At 45.0% G+C, this 14,156-nt stretch carries 18 protein-coding genes; 7 read left to right on the top strand and 11 right to left on the bottom strand.

Annotated elements, in window-relative coordinates; genetic code table 11:
- Both A2517_RS07710 and A2517_RS07715 read left to right on the top strand, forming a co-directional pair.
- Positions 1–562: transglycosylase domain-containing protein (locus A2517_RS07710; RefSeq protein WP_294895755.1), on the top strand; the 562-nt coding region annotated here is incomplete at its 5' end.
- A gap of 42 nt (positions 563–604) precedes the next feature.
- Positions 605–1,375 carry a carbonic anhydrase gene (locus A2517_RS07715; protein ID WP_294895757.1) on the top strand — a complete coding sequence of 257 codons (771 nt, stop codon included), beginning with the start codon at positions 605–607 and terminating at the stop codon, positions 1,373–1,375.
- Here A2517_RS07715 and A2517_RS07720 read toward each other — a convergent pair.
- The 11 genes from A2517_RS07720 to aroQ all read right to left on the bottom strand — a co-directional run bounded on the left by A2517_RS07720 (position 1,356) and on the right by aroQ (position 10,563).
- A complete protein-coding gene (locus tag A2517_RS07720; RefSeq protein WP_294895759.1) occupies positions 1,356–2,594 on the bottom strand; it encodes an MFS transporter in 1,239 nt (412 codons plus the stop codon). The genes A2517_RS07715 and A2517_RS07720 overlap by 20 nt on opposite strands.
- Complete coding sequence (mnmA, locus tag A2517_RS07725; RefSeq protein WP_294895761.1) at positions 2,582–3,601, bottom strand: tRNA 2-thiouridine(34) synthase MnmA; 1,020 nt, start codon at positions 3,599–3,601, stop codon at positions 2,582–2,584. The genes A2517_RS07720 and mnmA overlap by 13 nt, the downstream gene beginning before the upstream one ends.
- The gene (locus tag A2517_RS07730) at positions 3,601–4,389 is read right to left on the bottom strand and encodes a TIGR00730 family Rossman fold protein (RefSeq protein ID WP_294895763.1); all 789 of its coding nucleotides are present in this window, start codon (positions 4,387–4,389) and stop codon (positions 3,601–3,603) included. The genes mnmA and A2517_RS07730 overlap by 1 nt, the downstream gene beginning before the upstream one ends.
- 3 nt (positions 4,390–4,392) lie before the next feature.
- Positions 4,393–5,256: a flagellar motor switch protein FliY gene (fliY, locus tag A2517_RS07735; protein ID WP_294895765.1), complete on the bottom strand. Its 864-nt coding sequence runs from the start codon at positions 5,254–5,256 to the stop codon at positions 4,393–4,395.
- Positions 5,249–6,343 (bottom strand): flagellar motor switch protein FliM, encoded by a 1,095-nt coding sequence (gene fliM / locus A2517_RS07740; protein ID WP_294895767.1) that lies wholly within the window; start codon positions 6,341–6,343, stop codon positions 5,249–5,251. Before fliM ends, fliY begins: the two co-directional genes overlap by 8 nt.
- Positions 6,343–7,035, bottom strand: coding sequence for an RNA polymerase sigma factor FliA (locus A2517_RS07745; RefSeq protein WP_294895769.1), 693 nt, complete (start codon positions 7,033–7,035; stop codon positions 6,343–6,345). Before A2517_RS07745 ends, fliM begins: the two co-directional genes overlap by 1 nt.
- The gene (locus A2517_RS07750) at positions 7,032–7,358 is read right to left on the bottom strand and encodes a hypothetical protein (RefSeq protein WP_294895771.1); all 327 of its coding nucleotides are present in this window, start codon (positions 7,356–7,358) and stop codon (positions 7,032–7,034) included. Before A2517_RS07750 ends, A2517_RS07745 begins: the two co-directional genes overlap by 4 nt.
- Positions 7,359–7,428: 70 nt before the next feature.
- On the bottom strand, positions 7,429–8,301 hold the full coding sequence (locus tag A2517_RS07755) for a P-loop NTPase (protein ID WP_294895772.1): 873 nt from the start codon (positions 8,299–8,301) through the stop codon (positions 7,429–7,431).
- Complete coding sequence (gene flhF / locus A2517_RS07760; protein WP_294895774.1) at positions 8,298–9,566, bottom strand: flagellar biosynthesis protein FlhF; 1,269 nt, start codon at positions 9,564–9,566, stop codon at positions 8,298–8,300. Before flhF ends, A2517_RS07755 begins: the two co-directional genes overlap by 4 nt.
- Positions 9,547–10,071: a 2-amino-4-hydroxy-6-hydroxymethyldihydropteridine diphosphokinase gene (gene folK / locus A2517_RS07765; RefSeq protein ID WP_294895776.1), complete on the bottom strand. Its 525-nt coding sequence runs from the start codon at positions 10,069–10,071 to the stop codon at positions 9,547–9,549. Before folK ends, flhF begins: the two co-directional genes overlap by 20 nt.
- A 3-nt stretch (positions 10,072–10,074) precedes the next feature.
- The gene (aroQ, locus tag A2517_RS07770) at positions 10,075–10,563 is read right to left on the bottom strand and encodes a type II 3-dehydroquinate dehydratase (RefSeq protein ID WP_294895778.1); all 489 of its coding nucleotides are present in this window, start codon (positions 10,561–10,563) and stop codon (positions 10,075–10,077) included.
- 146 nt (positions 10,564–10,709) lie between these two features.
- Here aroQ and A2517_RS07775 point away from each other — a divergent pair, with 146 nt between their 5' ends.
- The 5 genes from A2517_RS07775 to sppA all read left to right on the top strand — a co-directional run.
- Entirely contained in the window at positions 10,710–10,958 is a 249-nt protein-coding gene (locus A2517_RS07775; RefSeq protein ID WP_294895780.1) for a hypothetical protein, read from the top strand.
- Positions 10,955–11,314, top strand: coding sequence for a type II toxin-antitoxin system PemK/MazF family toxin (locus A2517_RS07780; protein WP_294895782.1), 360 nt, complete (start codon positions 10,955–10,957; stop codon positions 11,312–11,314). The genes A2517_RS07775 and A2517_RS07780 overlap by 4 nt, the downstream gene beginning before the upstream one ends.
- Positions 11,242–12,294: a hypothetical protein gene (locus tag A2517_RS07785; protein WP_294895785.1), complete on the top strand. Its 1,053-nt coding sequence runs from the start codon at positions 11,242–11,244 to the stop codon at positions 12,292–12,294. Before A2517_RS07780 ends, A2517_RS07785 begins: the two co-directional genes overlap by 73 nt.
- Positions 12,291–13,502, top strand: a complete 1,212-nt coding sequence (locus A2517_RS07790) for an aminofutalosine deaminase family hydrolase (RefSeq protein WP_294895787.1) — start codon at positions 12,291–12,293, stop codon at positions 13,500–13,502. The genes A2517_RS07785 and A2517_RS07790 overlap by 4 nt, the downstream gene beginning before the upstream one ends.
- A partial coding sequence (sppA, locus tag A2517_RS07795; RefSeq protein WP_294895789.1) for a signal peptide peptidase SppA occupies positions 13,499–14,156 on the top strand: 658 nt, incomplete at its 3' end. The genes A2517_RS07790 and sppA, both read left to right, overlap by 4 nt.

Raw genomic sequence — 14,156 nt, forward strand, 5'->3', positions numbered from 1 at the left:
TCTGAAAAAAGGGGTCGTTGCCGGAGGAAGCACGATCAGCCAACAACTCTCTAAAAATCTCTATCTCTCCCCGAGCAAAAATCCGGTTCGCAAAATCAAAGAGGCCATCATCACATGGCGTATCGAAAACACCCTCTCCAAACGCCGTATTTTGGAAATTTATCTTAACGTTGCCGAATGGGGAGACGGAATTTTCGGGATTGAAGCGGCGGCACGTCATTACTACGGAAAAAGTGCCAAGAGGCTCACCGCACGTGAAGCTTCACGATTAGCGTCCATTCTCCCTAATCCGATCAAATATAGCCCGATCGGAGATCAAAAATACGTCAAAAACCGCTCCCGCATTATCTATAAAATTATGAAACGCAGAGGGGTCGTTATCCCCGAATTTAAAGAGGTGATGACTCCTCCGAAAGCCGAAGAGAGTATGACCCAAGAGAGTAACGGAAGCATCAGCGATTTATTTAGCGAAACAGCTCATGAAGAGACCCCCTTGATCGAGACGGAAACTCCGCAAGTGAGCGAAGACACGAGTGAGGGAAATGGTTCACTGACGTTTTGATTTTATGGTACACTATCCTACTTAGTAAAAAGGATAACCCAAATGAATAAACGGACGTTTCTCAAATTTTTTGCCCTCACTACCGGCTCGCTGGCATTGGCTTCCTCAGCCGATCATGGCGCATCGGCTTCTCATCATAGCGCTCCCAATACCCAAGAGTTACAAGAAATGGCGAATAAAATGTTTGCCGAAGTGATCTCTCAAAACGATTATTACGTCAACCACCAAGGTTCCGCTTTTTTCGAAAAGTTCAAAAATTCTCAGCACCCCCGTGCAACTATCATAGGATGTTCGGATTCCCGTTTCCAAAGCGACGCACTCGATAAAACGGCCGAAAACGATCTCTTCATTATCCGCAATATCGGTAACCAATTCAGCTCCAACATGGGGAGTGTCGAATACGGAATCCGCCATCTTAATACGCCGTTGTTGATTATCGTCGGCCATTCGCGATGCGGTGCCATTAAAGCAGCTCTGAGCGATTACTCTGCCGAGGGGCCGCATATCATCCAAGAGCTTGATTCCCTCTCATTAGCGGTACGTAAAACGTCCCTCAGCGGTACCGAAGAGGCCAAATGGCTCTCAGCGGTTATCAGCAACGTTCATCAACAAACCTATTACGCACAAAAAGAGTTTAAAGGGGATGTGGAGAGCGGAAAGCTTACTATTATCGGAGTGGTTTACGATTTAGCGAATGACTTCAACAACGGTTACGGTCGTCTTAAAATTGTTAACATCAACGGGGAGGCTAACCCTGAGAAAATTATGCAATTTCCTCTAATGAAATCCCTCTTTAAGCCGGTGCACGTCTAAGGACAATCCACCCGATCAGTGATGTTGCGGCGATAAGAGATGCCGGAGCATACGGATCGCCGCTCAGTTTCTCTAACGACGTCATCAAAACGGGGGTTAATCCCCCGACAATTCCTGCCGCACTTCCCAAAATAACCGCTGTAAACGATGCACGATAGCCATGATATTTCAAAGCCATTACCGTCGAGGCGAAAATCGGCGCCTGAAATGCACATAAGAAGATGACCATCACGATCGTCCCCGCTAACGACGCCCAATATCCGCCGATACTCATCCCTACCATTAAAGGATAAATTCCTATCGCAAGTCCTAATGCCGCGATCCGCATCACCCGTCGTGAGCCGATTTTATCCGCTACCATAGCCATCAACGGGATAAAAATGACCCCGACAATAATGGAAAGGGTATTGATCTGCCCCGCTTCTGCCTTACTAAGTCCAGCAGATCCTTCCAGCCAAATGGGGAGATAAACGAATACGGTGTAATAAAAAATCCAAATCGACGATGCGACGGTTAAAAACTGCCAAAACTCAGAGCGATGGTGACGTAAAATCGCCACAATAGGGACCGTTTTATCTTCACTCGGCTGATACTCATCGGTTAGATTACGGCGCAGATACAACCCCGCTGCCGCAATAACGATACTTGTCCAAAACGGAATTCTCCACCCCCACTCACCCATTGCATCTTCGCCCAAATACCATAGCAACGCGCCGCACAATCCTGAGCCTAGAGCCATCCCGATCTTTGCCCCGACAGAGACAAAAGAGCCGTAAAGATTTTGACGATTGGGGGAGGATTGCTCAACCAGATAGACAATGGAGCTGGCATATTCTCCTCCGACGGAAAGCCCCTGAATCATCCGAAGAGCGACCAGAAGAATCGGAGCCATAATCCCGATTTGAGCATAGGTAGGCAAAAAACCGATCAAAAAGGTAGGGAGTGCCATGAGCGCAAGCGAAGTCATCAACGCGAAGCGACGTCCTATCCGATCACCGATGTGACCGAAGACCAATGCCCCGACGGGACGCATAATCATCCCTGCGGCAAAAGCTCCGAAAGAGCCTAATAATGAGAGAAAAGGATCATGTGATGGGAAAAACAGATTCCCCATCATCACCGCTAAAAAACCGATAAGGGCAAAATCGTAATATTCGATAACATTGCCGATAATCCCTGCAGCGATGATTTTCTTTTTGGATCGGATCAAACGATCCACCCGCCGCCGAGAAGTTTTTCTCCGTCATAAAAGACCCCTGCCTGACCCGAAGCAACACCCAACACAGGTTCGTGTAGTTCGACAACAGCATGATTGCCGTCGATTTTCACGGAGCATCGCACCGCCGTGGTTCGATAGCGAAGTTTCACGTCACACTCAAACTCGCTACGGGAATCGAACATATTGACTCGCTCCAACTCCACGCGTCGACACTCTAAATCTTCGCGTGTCCCAACGACGATCTGGTTGGTATCAGGTTTGATCGCAACGACGAAATGGGGATCATGTGCACCGTGAACATTGAACCCTTTACGCTTGCCGATCGTGTAGTGCATATACCCTTTGTGCTTACCGACCACATTGCCGCTCATATCAAGAACGTCACCCTCTTGATCTACCGGAACATACGGTTTAAGGACATCCATATACGTAGTCTCGACGAAACAAATTTCGCTTGATTCGCTTTGTGACGCAAACGATTCTAATCCCTCGATACCCGCCGCATACGCTTTGATATCACTTTTATGCCGTTCCCCTAACGGAAACAGAAGTCGCGGTACTAAAGCCGGATCGATGTAAAAAAGAAAATAGCTTTGATCTTTCGTATCATCCTGCGCTTGGAGAAGATACTGCCCGTCATGGCGGATATAATGCCCCGTAGCGACGTAATCAGCACCGATACTATCAGCATAAGCAACCATCGCTCCGAATTTGATGTTACGGTTGCACAACGCGCACGGGTTAGGGGTTTTCCCCTCACGATACGTTTCGATAAAAGGGGTAAAAACTTTAGCGTTAAACTCCTCTTGCAGATCGAGGATATGCAGTTTGACCCCCGCAAAGTCAGCCGCCCGCTGAGCACGTACTTGATGAATCTCATGGTAGCCCGGTTTGGAATGGAGTTTCATATAAACCCCTTCGACCTCATACCCTTCTTCTTTGAGCAACAGTGTCGAAACGGTCGAATCGACCCCTCCGCTCATCCCGATCAATACTTTTTTACCCATTAGATACTGCTCTCATCAACTTTATCTCTATCGGCCATATACGAAGAGAGGACTTGATAATATTTCGTTTTATCCAGCCCCTCTTTTTCCATTGTGACTATCTGCGCAATCAACGATTTTTCGATCTCTCTGACAACAAGGGAGAGATCATCGGTCACTATCATCAATTTCAAATCCGCCTCGTCGATCATCCCCTCAGCCAACATTTTGTCTCGAATAAATTGGATCAGCGGCGTGTAAAACTCCGTCCCGATGACAAACAGTCGAACACCCCACACTTTACGGGTTTGAATAAGTGTCAATGCCTCAAACATCTCATCGAGAGTTCCAAATCCCCCCGGAAAAATGACATACGCCATCGAATATTTGACCAGCATCACTTTGCGGGAGAAAAAATAGTCGAAGCTTCGCCCTTTGGTGATATAAGGATTAGGCTGCTGTTCTGAGGCCAATTCGATATTCAAACCGATCGATTCGACATCTTCATGCTCATACGCACCGCGATTGGCCGCTTCCATAACACCCGGACCGCCGCCGGTAATAACGTTGTAGCCTCTGGCGCCCAACATACTGGAGAGTTCCATCGCTTGCTGATAATAAGGATGCTTTTCATCAACCCGTGCACTGCCGAAGATCGTTACTGACGGCCCCAAATCCCCCAGTTCATCAAATCCCTGTACAAAGTCGGCAATAATTTTAAACACACTCCAAACATCCGCTGATTTTATATCTTTGACATAACGGCTGCTTGGGTACTCTTTTTCTTTTTTTTTGTGATGCGGAGGCATTAACTAACCTTTGAGTTTATTCAGACGATCGCGTTTGGTTCCGATAGAGGTGATCTGGACACCGAAGTTTCCATCCACGATAACAACTTCACCTTGAGCGATCACATGGTCATCGACCAAAATATCAAGAGGATCGTTCGCAAGCTGATTCAGCTCAATAACGGAACCGATATCCATGCTAAGGACATCTTTAAGGAGCATCTTTTTCTTTCCGATTCGGACGCGAACGGGGAGTTTGACCCCCATGATCAAACCGATATTTTTCATCTCGCCGTCTTCGAGTTTAATCGCAGGTTCACTTGATGGTGCATCAAAAATATTTCCGCTACTGCTCGGTTTCGCAGCTGAGGGTTTTTCTCCGCTCAAAGCATCATTAATATTTGAATCAATCGCGAGCATCATCAAAGAGTTAATCGCCCCCAATGAAAAGGTGAACACAAACATTTTTGCATAGGCATCGAGGTTGACCTCGCCGCTCTCAGGAATAAACTCCGCACGTTCGGGTTTAATCGTAAATTTCGGCAGCTCTTTTTGTGAGGATAGCGATGTACTCATGGCTCCCACGATATTGGAAACGATCTCTTTGGCCGCATCCATATCTTCATCCGACATCGTATCTTGGGCTTCCCCCTCACCGCCAAGCATCATATCACCCAGCGCCGTTGCCAGCTGAGGAGGCATCATCACAATCCCGCGTCCTGAAGCCGCACCGCTGAAACTCACATGAATCTGAGCGATTGGAGGAATCACATTAGAGATGATGGAGATATCTTCTGCTTCTTTAAGGGTAATAGTAGGTGCCTGCCCCGTTAATCCCTCAATCGTGGCAACCGCTTCGGCTGCAAATACCCCTGGAAAATCACTCATCTTCATCCTCCTCATCTATAGGTCCGCGTATCATCTCTTTTACCCCGCTGATACGGGCCTTACGTTTCGTCTCAAACTCTTTAAGTGCCCGTTTGACCGCATCTTTTTCGGTATCGATAAGGGATGTAATCTGTATCGATTTGCGAAATCGCCGTAGTCCCATCTGTCCGACGAAGCGGGCTTTTCCGTCAACACTGACATTGACAACATCATCGGCCGGAATATTGAGCCGAATTATATCCCCTTCACCTAAGTCTAAAAGCTCATGGAGACTTAACTCTGCTTCCCCAAGATTCACTTCAATATTAACATGGGCTCCACCGAGTAGAACTTGCAACTCTTGGTTACGGCTTTTTTTCGAACTCGTTTCATTCAGCATCAAATCACGGCTTGCCAACTTCGGCAATACCGGCTCCAACGCGATAACGGGATAACAGATATTCATCATCCCCGAACTGTGTCCGATGATAATCTCCATAACGACCATCACGACGATCTCATTTTGGGCAACGATTTGGACAACGTTCGGACTCGATTCTTTCGATTCAACCTGAGGATAAAGATCGGTAACCGGCCCCCACGCTTCGCGAAGCGTCCCCATCATAACCCGTAAAATCGTCTCAAAAAGGGAGAGTTCGATATCGGAAAATTCCCGATTGGCTTCGAAAGGTTCACCCTTCCCGCCCAAGATTCGATCCAACATCGGAAATGCTATAGAGGGATTAATCTCTAAAACACCGTTCCCTTCCAGCGGCTTCATCGAAAAGACGTTAAAGCTGGTCGGATTGGGGAGCGACATCAAAAACTCACCATAGGTCATCTGATCGACCGAGTGAAGCTGAATCTCTACGATGGAACGCATAATGGCCGAAATTTGTGATGCGATGGAGCGAGCCATCTTATCGTGAATCCCGCGAAATGCCCGAAGCTGCTCTTTCGAGACACGGTTAGGACGTTTGAAATCGTAAAGGGTTATTTGACGCTGTTGGTATAGGGGGTCTTCGTTCGATTCGAGTACCCCATCCCCTTCATCATCAACTACGTCTAAAAGGGCGTCAATCTCTTCTTGGGATAATATATCTGCCATTACTGCCCTCCTACCGCTTCTTTAATCCGTCGTATAACCGATTTATGGATTTGTGAGATCCGTGATTCGGTGATATTGACGATTTCACTGATCTCTTTGAGTGTCAACTCTTCAAAATAGTAGAGCTGGATAATAATTTGTTCACGCTCTTCAAATCCCATCAAAACCTCTTGAATCGCTTCGATCAGATCTTCGTGTTCCATCCTCTCCAGCATCCCGCTCTCTTCAGGAGTTCCCAACTGATCATCCAGAGGGAGCACGGTATAAATATCCGAAGCAATCCGTGCTTCGCGTACTTTTTCCTGCTCGATCCCTAAAATGAGTGAGAGTTCATTATCGCTGGGTTCATCGTCATGATCGGCCATATAAACCTCAATAGCATGATCGATCTCTTTGATCAGCCGTCTGCTTGAGCGGCTTACCATATCCAATGATCGGAGGTAATCGAGCATCGCTCCATAAACCCGTGTTTTGGCATATCCCCAAAACGAATCGTTTTGAGCCTCATCATAGCGACGTGCCAATTTTACCAATTCTTCGGTTCCGATAGCACAAAGGTCCATATAATCGATAGAGCTTGGAAGGCGCTCTTTCAGACGAAAAGACATCGCTTTGACCGCAGGAAGAAATTGCAGTGCGAGCTGATCTTCACGATGTTTTAACTCTTGAGTATAAACATTGGCACCGCTCATACTTTCCCCCGCCCTTGATGATCATCGAGTAACTCTGATTTATGGGTATAAAACGCGTCAATAAACTGTTCACGCTTATTGATTTCGCGCACAAAAAAGTCGAGATTATGCTCATGCGCTTTTTTCGGAAACGTTTGCGCTTTAACTCCCAACGATTGGAAAAAGAATCCTACGAATAAATGGGCAAATAGGTAAAAAAACAAGCTAATGAGGGCAACATATCCCAAAAAGCTCTCCGCAGAATCCGATTGAAGTATCCCAAAAACAATACCGATAAAAAAACCCTGTACTGTTAGAAAAGAGACAAAATTCGAACCCCGCATATCTTTTTATCCTTATCGTTGCTGTCTATCCAAAAAAGCAGTATTTGCCTTATTCTGCGAACACTGTGGATTAAAAATGTTCCATTAGACGTTTAAACAGCCCACCTAACCCGCTCTCTTTGGGATCTACCAGCACGTTTCGTTCCAGTTTTTTGGCGATACGCTTAACAATCAGCTCTAATTCATTCGTCGGTGTTGCCGTCGGAAAATCACGCGAAAAAAGGGCTCTTTTTTTGACACTGGTCGATATTTTAGGATCACTTGAAATCTGACCTAAATAACTCAGCTTCAAAGAGCCTCCGATATTTGCGGCTGCGACTTTGTGAATTTTCTCGAACAATCCTTCCGCCTCTTTGGGTGAGCGAACCTGATTCATAATGACATTAATCTCATCGCGTAAACGTGCCGTTACCTTGATTGTAGCATACGCATCGGTAATCGCCGCAGGATCGGGAACCGTTACGACGATGACATCATCACACGCACGTAAAAAGAGCTGTATATGTTCCCCGATCCCCGCACCCGTATCGATGATCATCACATCCAAATCATCCAGAACATTGGCTTGTTCCATAAACCGCTCGAACAATCCCCCCGAAGCGTATTTAAAAATCTCTTCACCGCTTTCACCGGGGATTAGGACCAGATTCGGCTCAATCGGAACCAAAATCTCCTCAACGGTTGCTTCCCCTTTGAGGACGTGCAAAATATTTTTTTTGATTTTGACGTTAAACATAACATCAAGGTTGGCAAGTCCGATATCGGCATCGAATATTCCCACTTTCAACCCGTATTTCGCCATTACATACGCCATATTGGAACTGATCGTACTTTTTCCGACTCCCCCCTTGCCGCTTGTTATCGCAATGAATCTGGTTTTTTTCGCTACCAGATTTCGGTTTTGATTAACAAGGGCTTCGAGTTTGGACGCTTGGTGAGTCATGCACTCTCACCTCTGCTGAATCCGTTCATCAGACAATCGACTAAGAAATCAGACGTTGCCGCGACCAAATCTTCAGGAACTTCCTGACCGACTGAGAAATAGCTGATCGGCACTTTGGTCTCATACACGAGCGAGAAAATATTTCCGAATCCTCTCGTCTCATCGAGTTTCGTAAACATCATCGTATCGATCCCAAGCGGTGCAAAATTCTCATACGTTGCTTTAAGATCATCGTACTTAATCGAGCTTGGCATAACCAAAACGACATCTACGCTGTAATCGGTATTGTTATCACGCAGACATTCGTATATCTTCTCGATTTTCCCTTTATCGTACGGAGAGGACCCCATCGTATCGATCAAGATATAATCACTGTAACGCAACGCGTTGAGGGCGCTCGAAAACTCCGGAGGATCGACAACCGTCTCAATCCCCAGTTTCATCATACGTGCATATTGCATCAACTGCTCCACCGCACCGATACGGTAGGTATCGAGTACCACGAGCCCTACTTTATATTTTTTCTCCAATAGGTACGAAAAGCGAGCCGCCAGCTTCGCAATCGAGGTTGTTTTACCGACACCCGTAGGACCAACGAGCATAATCACTTTTTTGCTCCCTGCTTTCGGCGGTGTCTCCATACGTACAGGGATCATTTTTCGCATCAATACTTGAAAATAGCGTTTGACGGTTTCGGAACTCTCTCTCATTTTTGAGGGCATATGCTCCAAAGTAAGATGCATAATCTCATCGAGATGATCCTGATCCATTCCGCTTTGTTGCGCAAGACGATAAATCTCGGCAAATTCAGGGGGGATAGCGGCAGTTGTTTTCGGGGATTTTTCAGACCAAAACATATTTTGAATCAGTTTGACTTTATCGCCTAGTTTCTCAATCTCTTCTTTAATCCGTTTAAGATCTTCGCTCTCTCTCACAGGAGCTTGGCGGGAGGGGCGTTCTTCTTCGGTTACTTCGGCGATTTTGGAGATTTGTTTTGCCGCTTCGGAAATATTGTAGAGGACATCACTGCTTTTTTGTGCCAACGGACGCTGTTTCATAAACGTCTCTTCCGCTTTGGGCTTGGCTTTAGGGGCAGGGATAGAGTTCTCTTCGACTCCTACCACAATCTCATACAGAGCACTTTTTCCAAGCGATTTTTTCTGTACTTCGCGAGTTTCGATCAACATCGCTTCCTCGCCTACCTCCAATTGTGCTTTTTTAAGCGCTTCAGCAGGGGTGGCACCGCTAAATGTCAAGATTTTCATAATATCTCCGTGCGCTCTTTCGAGCTAAACTTCCAAGCGGTATGGTTACACTCACCCGCTCACGCCAATGAGGATGAGGAATACTTAACTCTTTGGTTCGAATAAACCGTTTCTCAAAGAATAGTATATCCAAGTCTAACGTCCTCGGCGCATTCGCAAAACTGCGACGCCGCCCAAAACGTTTCTCGATCCGCCAAATCAACCGCAAAAGGGCTTTAGGTTCCAGTGAGGTTGCAACTTCGATGACGGTATTCTCAAAATCATTCTGCTCCGTATACCCGAAAGGGGGATTGCGAAGAATCACCCCGCTTTTCAGAGGAATGAGCATCGATAAATGACGCAAATGAATCCACAAATGATTCATCCGCCGCTTTACATCGCCGATATTCCCCCCTACTCCCAAAAGGACGCGATAACGAAACCCCTCCGCTTGAGGGAGTGTTTTGGGGAAATTATGATCCACATAAATGGTATGTTTCTCATCAAGTTTACGGCGAAGCGGCATCGCTTATTCTTCTTCTGCACCTTGTTGTGCCGGTGCTTGAGCCTGACGCATTGCATTGATTTCGCTAAGAATCTGCATCATCCCCACCATGGCCAAATGATAACCGAAAGGTCCGAATCCGATGACCGAAGAGGTACACGCAGGAGCCGTCATACTTTTTTGACGAAACTCTTCACGACGGTAGATGTTGCTGATATGAACTTCGATCGTCGGAAGATTTACCGCACTGATCGCATCACGGATTGCAATAGAGGTATGGGTATAGGCCGCAGGGTTGATAATGATCCCATCGGCATCGCCGTAACACTCTTGGATACGATCGACAATCTCACCCTCTAAATTGCTTTGGTAAAACTCGATCTCTACCCCGTTTTGAGTTGCGACATCTTTCATCTGTGCATGAATCTGCTCTAAACGCATCGGTCCGTACACTTGCTGCTCACGAACCCCTAACATATTGAGGTTCGGCCCTTGGATAACGACTATTTTCATTGATTAACCTTGATTGGTGTTTTAAAGTATAGATTATAAGGGGTTCTATATTATAAGGAACTAAATCGAGTTAGAATACAACATGATACATTTATTAATACATATGATACAATTGTATCAATACAATCAAATATAAGAGGTGTGTGATGACTACCGTTACAACTACCGATATTCTCCGTCATCCTGCATTACTCAATGCAACGGATGGCATAACCTTGATCGAAGACGGTCGCCGCCATGAACCTAAAAGCGTGTTGCTTCCTTACGCACTTTACAAAAAAGTGAGAGAGCAAATCGAAGATGAACTCTATCTGATGAGCAACCAAAAAGCGTTAAACACGGATGCCTACAAAGAGTTTTTAGAGATCGAAGAGGTTATCGAGGATTTGGCATGAGCACTATTCGTCGCGGAGAGATTTATCTCGTCAATTTCGGGAAAAAATACAACAGTGAATTCGGTAAAATCCGCCCCGCCCTCATCATCCAAAACGACATCGCCAACCGCAACATCGATCTCGTCGCGTTTAAAGGAATCACCGTTATCCCACTAACTACGCAACTCTCAGGCGGTGATATACGGGTCATGATTAAAAAGCGCGATGCCTTAGAGCAGAACAGTGAAATCTGTATCAATGAACTCTGCACACTTGACCTCAGCCGTATCGATGAAACGAAAAAATGTACGGTGTTAACGCTAAAAGAGATAGAGGAAGTAGAGATGAAACTAAAACGGCATTTGGGAGTAATGTAATCATGAATCAGCCAAATGAAAATCATGTGAAAACTATAACGGATGAAAAAGAAAAATCACTTACAATCAGTGATACTTTTCAACTTATCTATTCTTCATCCCTTTTGATTGGAATAATACTTAGTTTTTTTTATTATTACCATATTGGCTTTTGGCCATCAATATCCAATTCTTCGGCAATAAGCTACATCATTGGGATTTTTAGTGTAGGTCTTTTAATGGCTTTAACACTTACAACTTTATTTATTATCCCTTCATTACTTTTTATGATAAATGATCCCTCAAAACAACAAAGGAAATCTTATATTTTTGGAAGTTTACCAATAAGCTGGCTAGTTATTATTTTATGGATTTTAATTGATAGTAATGGGTATCACATACATTCTTTTTATATTTTTGGATTATATATTCTACTTGCATTAACAAAAGATTGCTTCTCTACTGAGGAATATAAAACGAATTTAATTATTGATTTTATTCTTCCAATTATTCTATTTTTTCCACTACTTTTTATCAAAACATTTGACTCATATATTATAAATACAGATCAACTTCTATATATTACTATTGGGCTTGCTTTAATATCTTTCTCTACTAACTTATTCTATTCATTTGGATTTGATAATAAACATTCAATAAATAAACAAGTATTTGTTGGTATTTCAATTATTACTTCTGCAACTATTATGTTTTCATTTATTCCAGCGATGTTAAATGCACCTAATCCATTAGTTTTTAGACCATTTCAGATGCTTAAAATGGGATCATATATTGGATATCTTCAATTCACTACCGACTTTAATGCATCAACTCTTTACAAATTCAATGGAATGGAATTCAAAATATTAAGTAGTATTGGTGATGAATATATTGTAAAAACAGATGATGATAATAATACAAATATTTATCGCATTAACAAAAAGTATATTTTGCAAGAAACAATTATAGATTCAAATTCAACCAAAGAAGCTAAAAAATGAAAATACTCCTAGCCGACGCACTTTTTACCGATGGAACGATCCTCCGTGATCACGGTATCGTATTTGACAAAACCATTATCGACGTTTCTCCTAACGACACTTTACGCTCCCGTTACGGCGCACAATGTACGGAGCTGGGAGAGGGATCGATTCTTGTTCCCGGCCTCATCAACGCTCACGTCCATTTGGAGTTTAGTGCCAACCGTTCAACCCTCACCTACGGTGAATTTATGCCGTGGCTCTCCAGTGTTATTGCATCGCGCGATGAACTGGTTAACGAGTGCGATGATGGGTGTACGACGCGTGCTATAGAGATGATGCTCTCCAACGGTATCACGGCGTTCGGTGCGGTCAGTTCCTACGGTTTTGATTTGGAGCCGTGTTTCAAGGCCCCTCAAAAAGTGGTCTTTTTCAACGAACTCATCGGCTCCGATCCCATGATGGCGGATGCGCTGTATGGCAATTTTCAAGAGCGCCTATTTGCCTCTCAAGAACTCAAACGCGACGGTTTTTATCCCTCTGTTGCTATCCATTCCCCCTACTCCGTCCATCGGGTATTGATCCAAAAAGGACTCAAATACGCAAAAGATAAAGAGCTGCGTGTCACTGCTCATTTTATGGAAAGCCCGGCTGAGCGAGAATGGTTAGACAATAACAGCGGAGCTTTTGCACCGTTTTTTCAAAACTTTCTCAAACAGACTCAAGCCGCCAATACCGCCGAAGAGTTTTTGAGCTATTTTCGTGACGTTCCTACCCTCTTTACCCACGCGATTCACGCTTCTGAGGAAGAATTAGCGACCATCTCCGAGGGGAAGCATACGATCATCCACTGCCCTATCTCCAACCGTCTCCTTGGAAACGGAGTACTCGATCTAAAACCTTTAGAGGAGAAAACTATTCGTTTTCTCTGCGGAACCGACGGTCTGAGTTCCAACTACACCCTCGATCTGTTCGAAGAGATGAAAATTGCCCTCTTTATCCACCCGAACGATGATCTCCTTACCTTAGCACAAAAACTGTGGCGAGGGGTCACATCGGACGCGGCGGAAGCATTGCGCCTCAATTGTGGTAAAATCATGCCCGATTACGATGCGGATATCCTTGTTATGCGGGTCAATTATCCTATTAATGAGCAACTTCCGATTCATCTCATCAATCAGCCTCGTGTTATCGAATCGATCTATATTCAAGGGGAGAAAGTACAATGATGGAAATCATCAAAAAAATAGGCTCGTGTCTCGCAGCGGGGCTACGATTTATCCAAGGGCATTTCAAAGCAACCGTTTTGGTTTTATTTGTCTTATGGCTTTTTCTCCCCTCAGGCGATGAGGGAATTTCCCCCCATAACCTGCAAAAAATAACCCTGACAGGGCCTATTTTGGACGCAACATCGATTGTTGAACAACTCGATGAAGCACGTGAAAATAAGGACATTAAGGGGGTCTTATTCAGCATCGACTCTCCCGGCGGAGCCGTCGCCCCCTCGGTTGAAATCGCGTATGCCATCAAACGCCTCAGTGAAGTTAAACCGACCGTCGTCTATGCGGCAGGGATCATGGCAAGCGGCGGATACTATTCCGCTATCTGGGGGAATGAGATTATCGCCAACCCCGGCAGTATGATCGGCTCCATCGGCGTCATTATGCAAGGGGCTGATATTTCCGAACTCATGGAAAAAGTGGGGGTAAAAACGCAAACCGTCCATGCCGGAACCTACAAACAGGTGGGAACATTTGATCGGAAGTGGAGTGATCTTGAACGTGCCGAACTTGACAAAGTGATCAACGGAACCTATACGATGTTTGTCACCGATGTCGCACGTGCGCGAAAACTCGATCCTAATCTCAGCAGCAATTATGCGG

It is taken from the genome of Sulfuricurvum sp. RIFOXYD12_FULL_44_77 (assembly GCF_001830725.1).
GTDB lineage: Bacteria > Campylobacterota > Campylobacteria > Campylobacterales > Sulfurimonadaceae > Sulfuricurvum > Sulfuricurvum kujiense_A.

What these genes read in the sequence shown, in the direction of transcription:
- A2517_RS07775 (WP_294895780.1), top strand. Translation starts at nt 10,710, where the DNA reads ATGACTACCGTTACAACTACCGATATTCTCCGTCATCCTGCATTACTC.
- mnmA (WP_294895761.1), bottom strand. Translation starts at nt 3,601, where the DNA reads ATGGGTAAAAAAGTATTGATCGGGATGAGCGGAGGGGTCGATTCGACC.
- flhF (WP_294895774.1), bottom strand. Translation starts at nt 9,566, where the DNA reads ATGAAAATCTTGACATTTAGCGGTGCCACCCCTGCTGAAGCGCTTAAA.
- fliY (WP_294895765.1), bottom strand. Translation starts at nt 5,256, where the DNA reads ATGAGTGATTTTCCAGGGGTATTTGCAGCCGAAGCGGTTGCCACGATT.
- A2517_RS07715 (WP_294895757.1), top strand. Translation starts at nt 605, where the DNA reads ATGAATAAACGGACGTTTCTCAAATTTTTTGCCCTCACTACCGGCTCG.
- A2517_RS07780 (WP_294895782.1), top strand. Translation starts at nt 10,955, where the DNA reads ATGAGCACTATTCGTCGCGGAGAGATTTATCTCGTCAATTTCGGGAAA.
- A2517_RS07785 (WP_294895785.1), top strand. Translation starts at nt 11,242, where the DNA reads ATGTACGGTGTTAACGCTAAAAGAGATAGAGGAAGTAGAGATGAAACT.
- A2517_RS07790 (WP_294895787.1), top strand. Translation starts at nt 12,291, where the DNA reads ATGAAAATACTCCTAGCCGACGCACTTTTTACCGATGGAACGATCCTC.
- aroQ (WP_294895778.1), bottom strand. Translation starts at nt 10,563, where the DNA reads ATGAAAATAGTCGTTATCCAAGGGCCGAACCTCAATATGTTAGGGGTT.
- folK (WP_294895776.1), bottom strand. Translation starts at nt 10,071, where the DNA reads ATGCCGCTTCGCCGTAAACTTGATGAGAAACATACCATTTATGTGGAT.
- fliM (WP_294895767.1), bottom strand. Translation starts at nt 6,343, where the DNA reads ATGGCAGATATATTATCCCAAGAAGAGATTGACGCCCTTTTAGACGTA.
- A2517_RS07745 (WP_294895769.1), bottom strand. Translation starts at nt 7,035, where the DNA reads ATGAGCGGTGCCAATGTTTATACTCAAGAGTTAAAACATCGTGAAGAT.
- A2517_RS07750 (WP_294895771.1), bottom strand. Translation starts at nt 7,358, where the DNA reads ATGCGGGGTTCGAATTTTGTCTCTTTTCTAACAGTACAGGGTTTTTTT.
- A2517_RS07730 (WP_294895763.1), bottom strand. Translation starts at nt 4,389, where the DNA reads ATGCCTCCGCATCACAAAAAAAAAGAAAAAGAGTACCCAAGCAGCCGT.
- A2517_RS07755 (WP_294895772.1), bottom strand. Translation starts at nt 8,301, where the DNA reads ATGACTCACCAAGCGTCCAAACTCGAAGCCCTTGTTAATCAAAACCGA.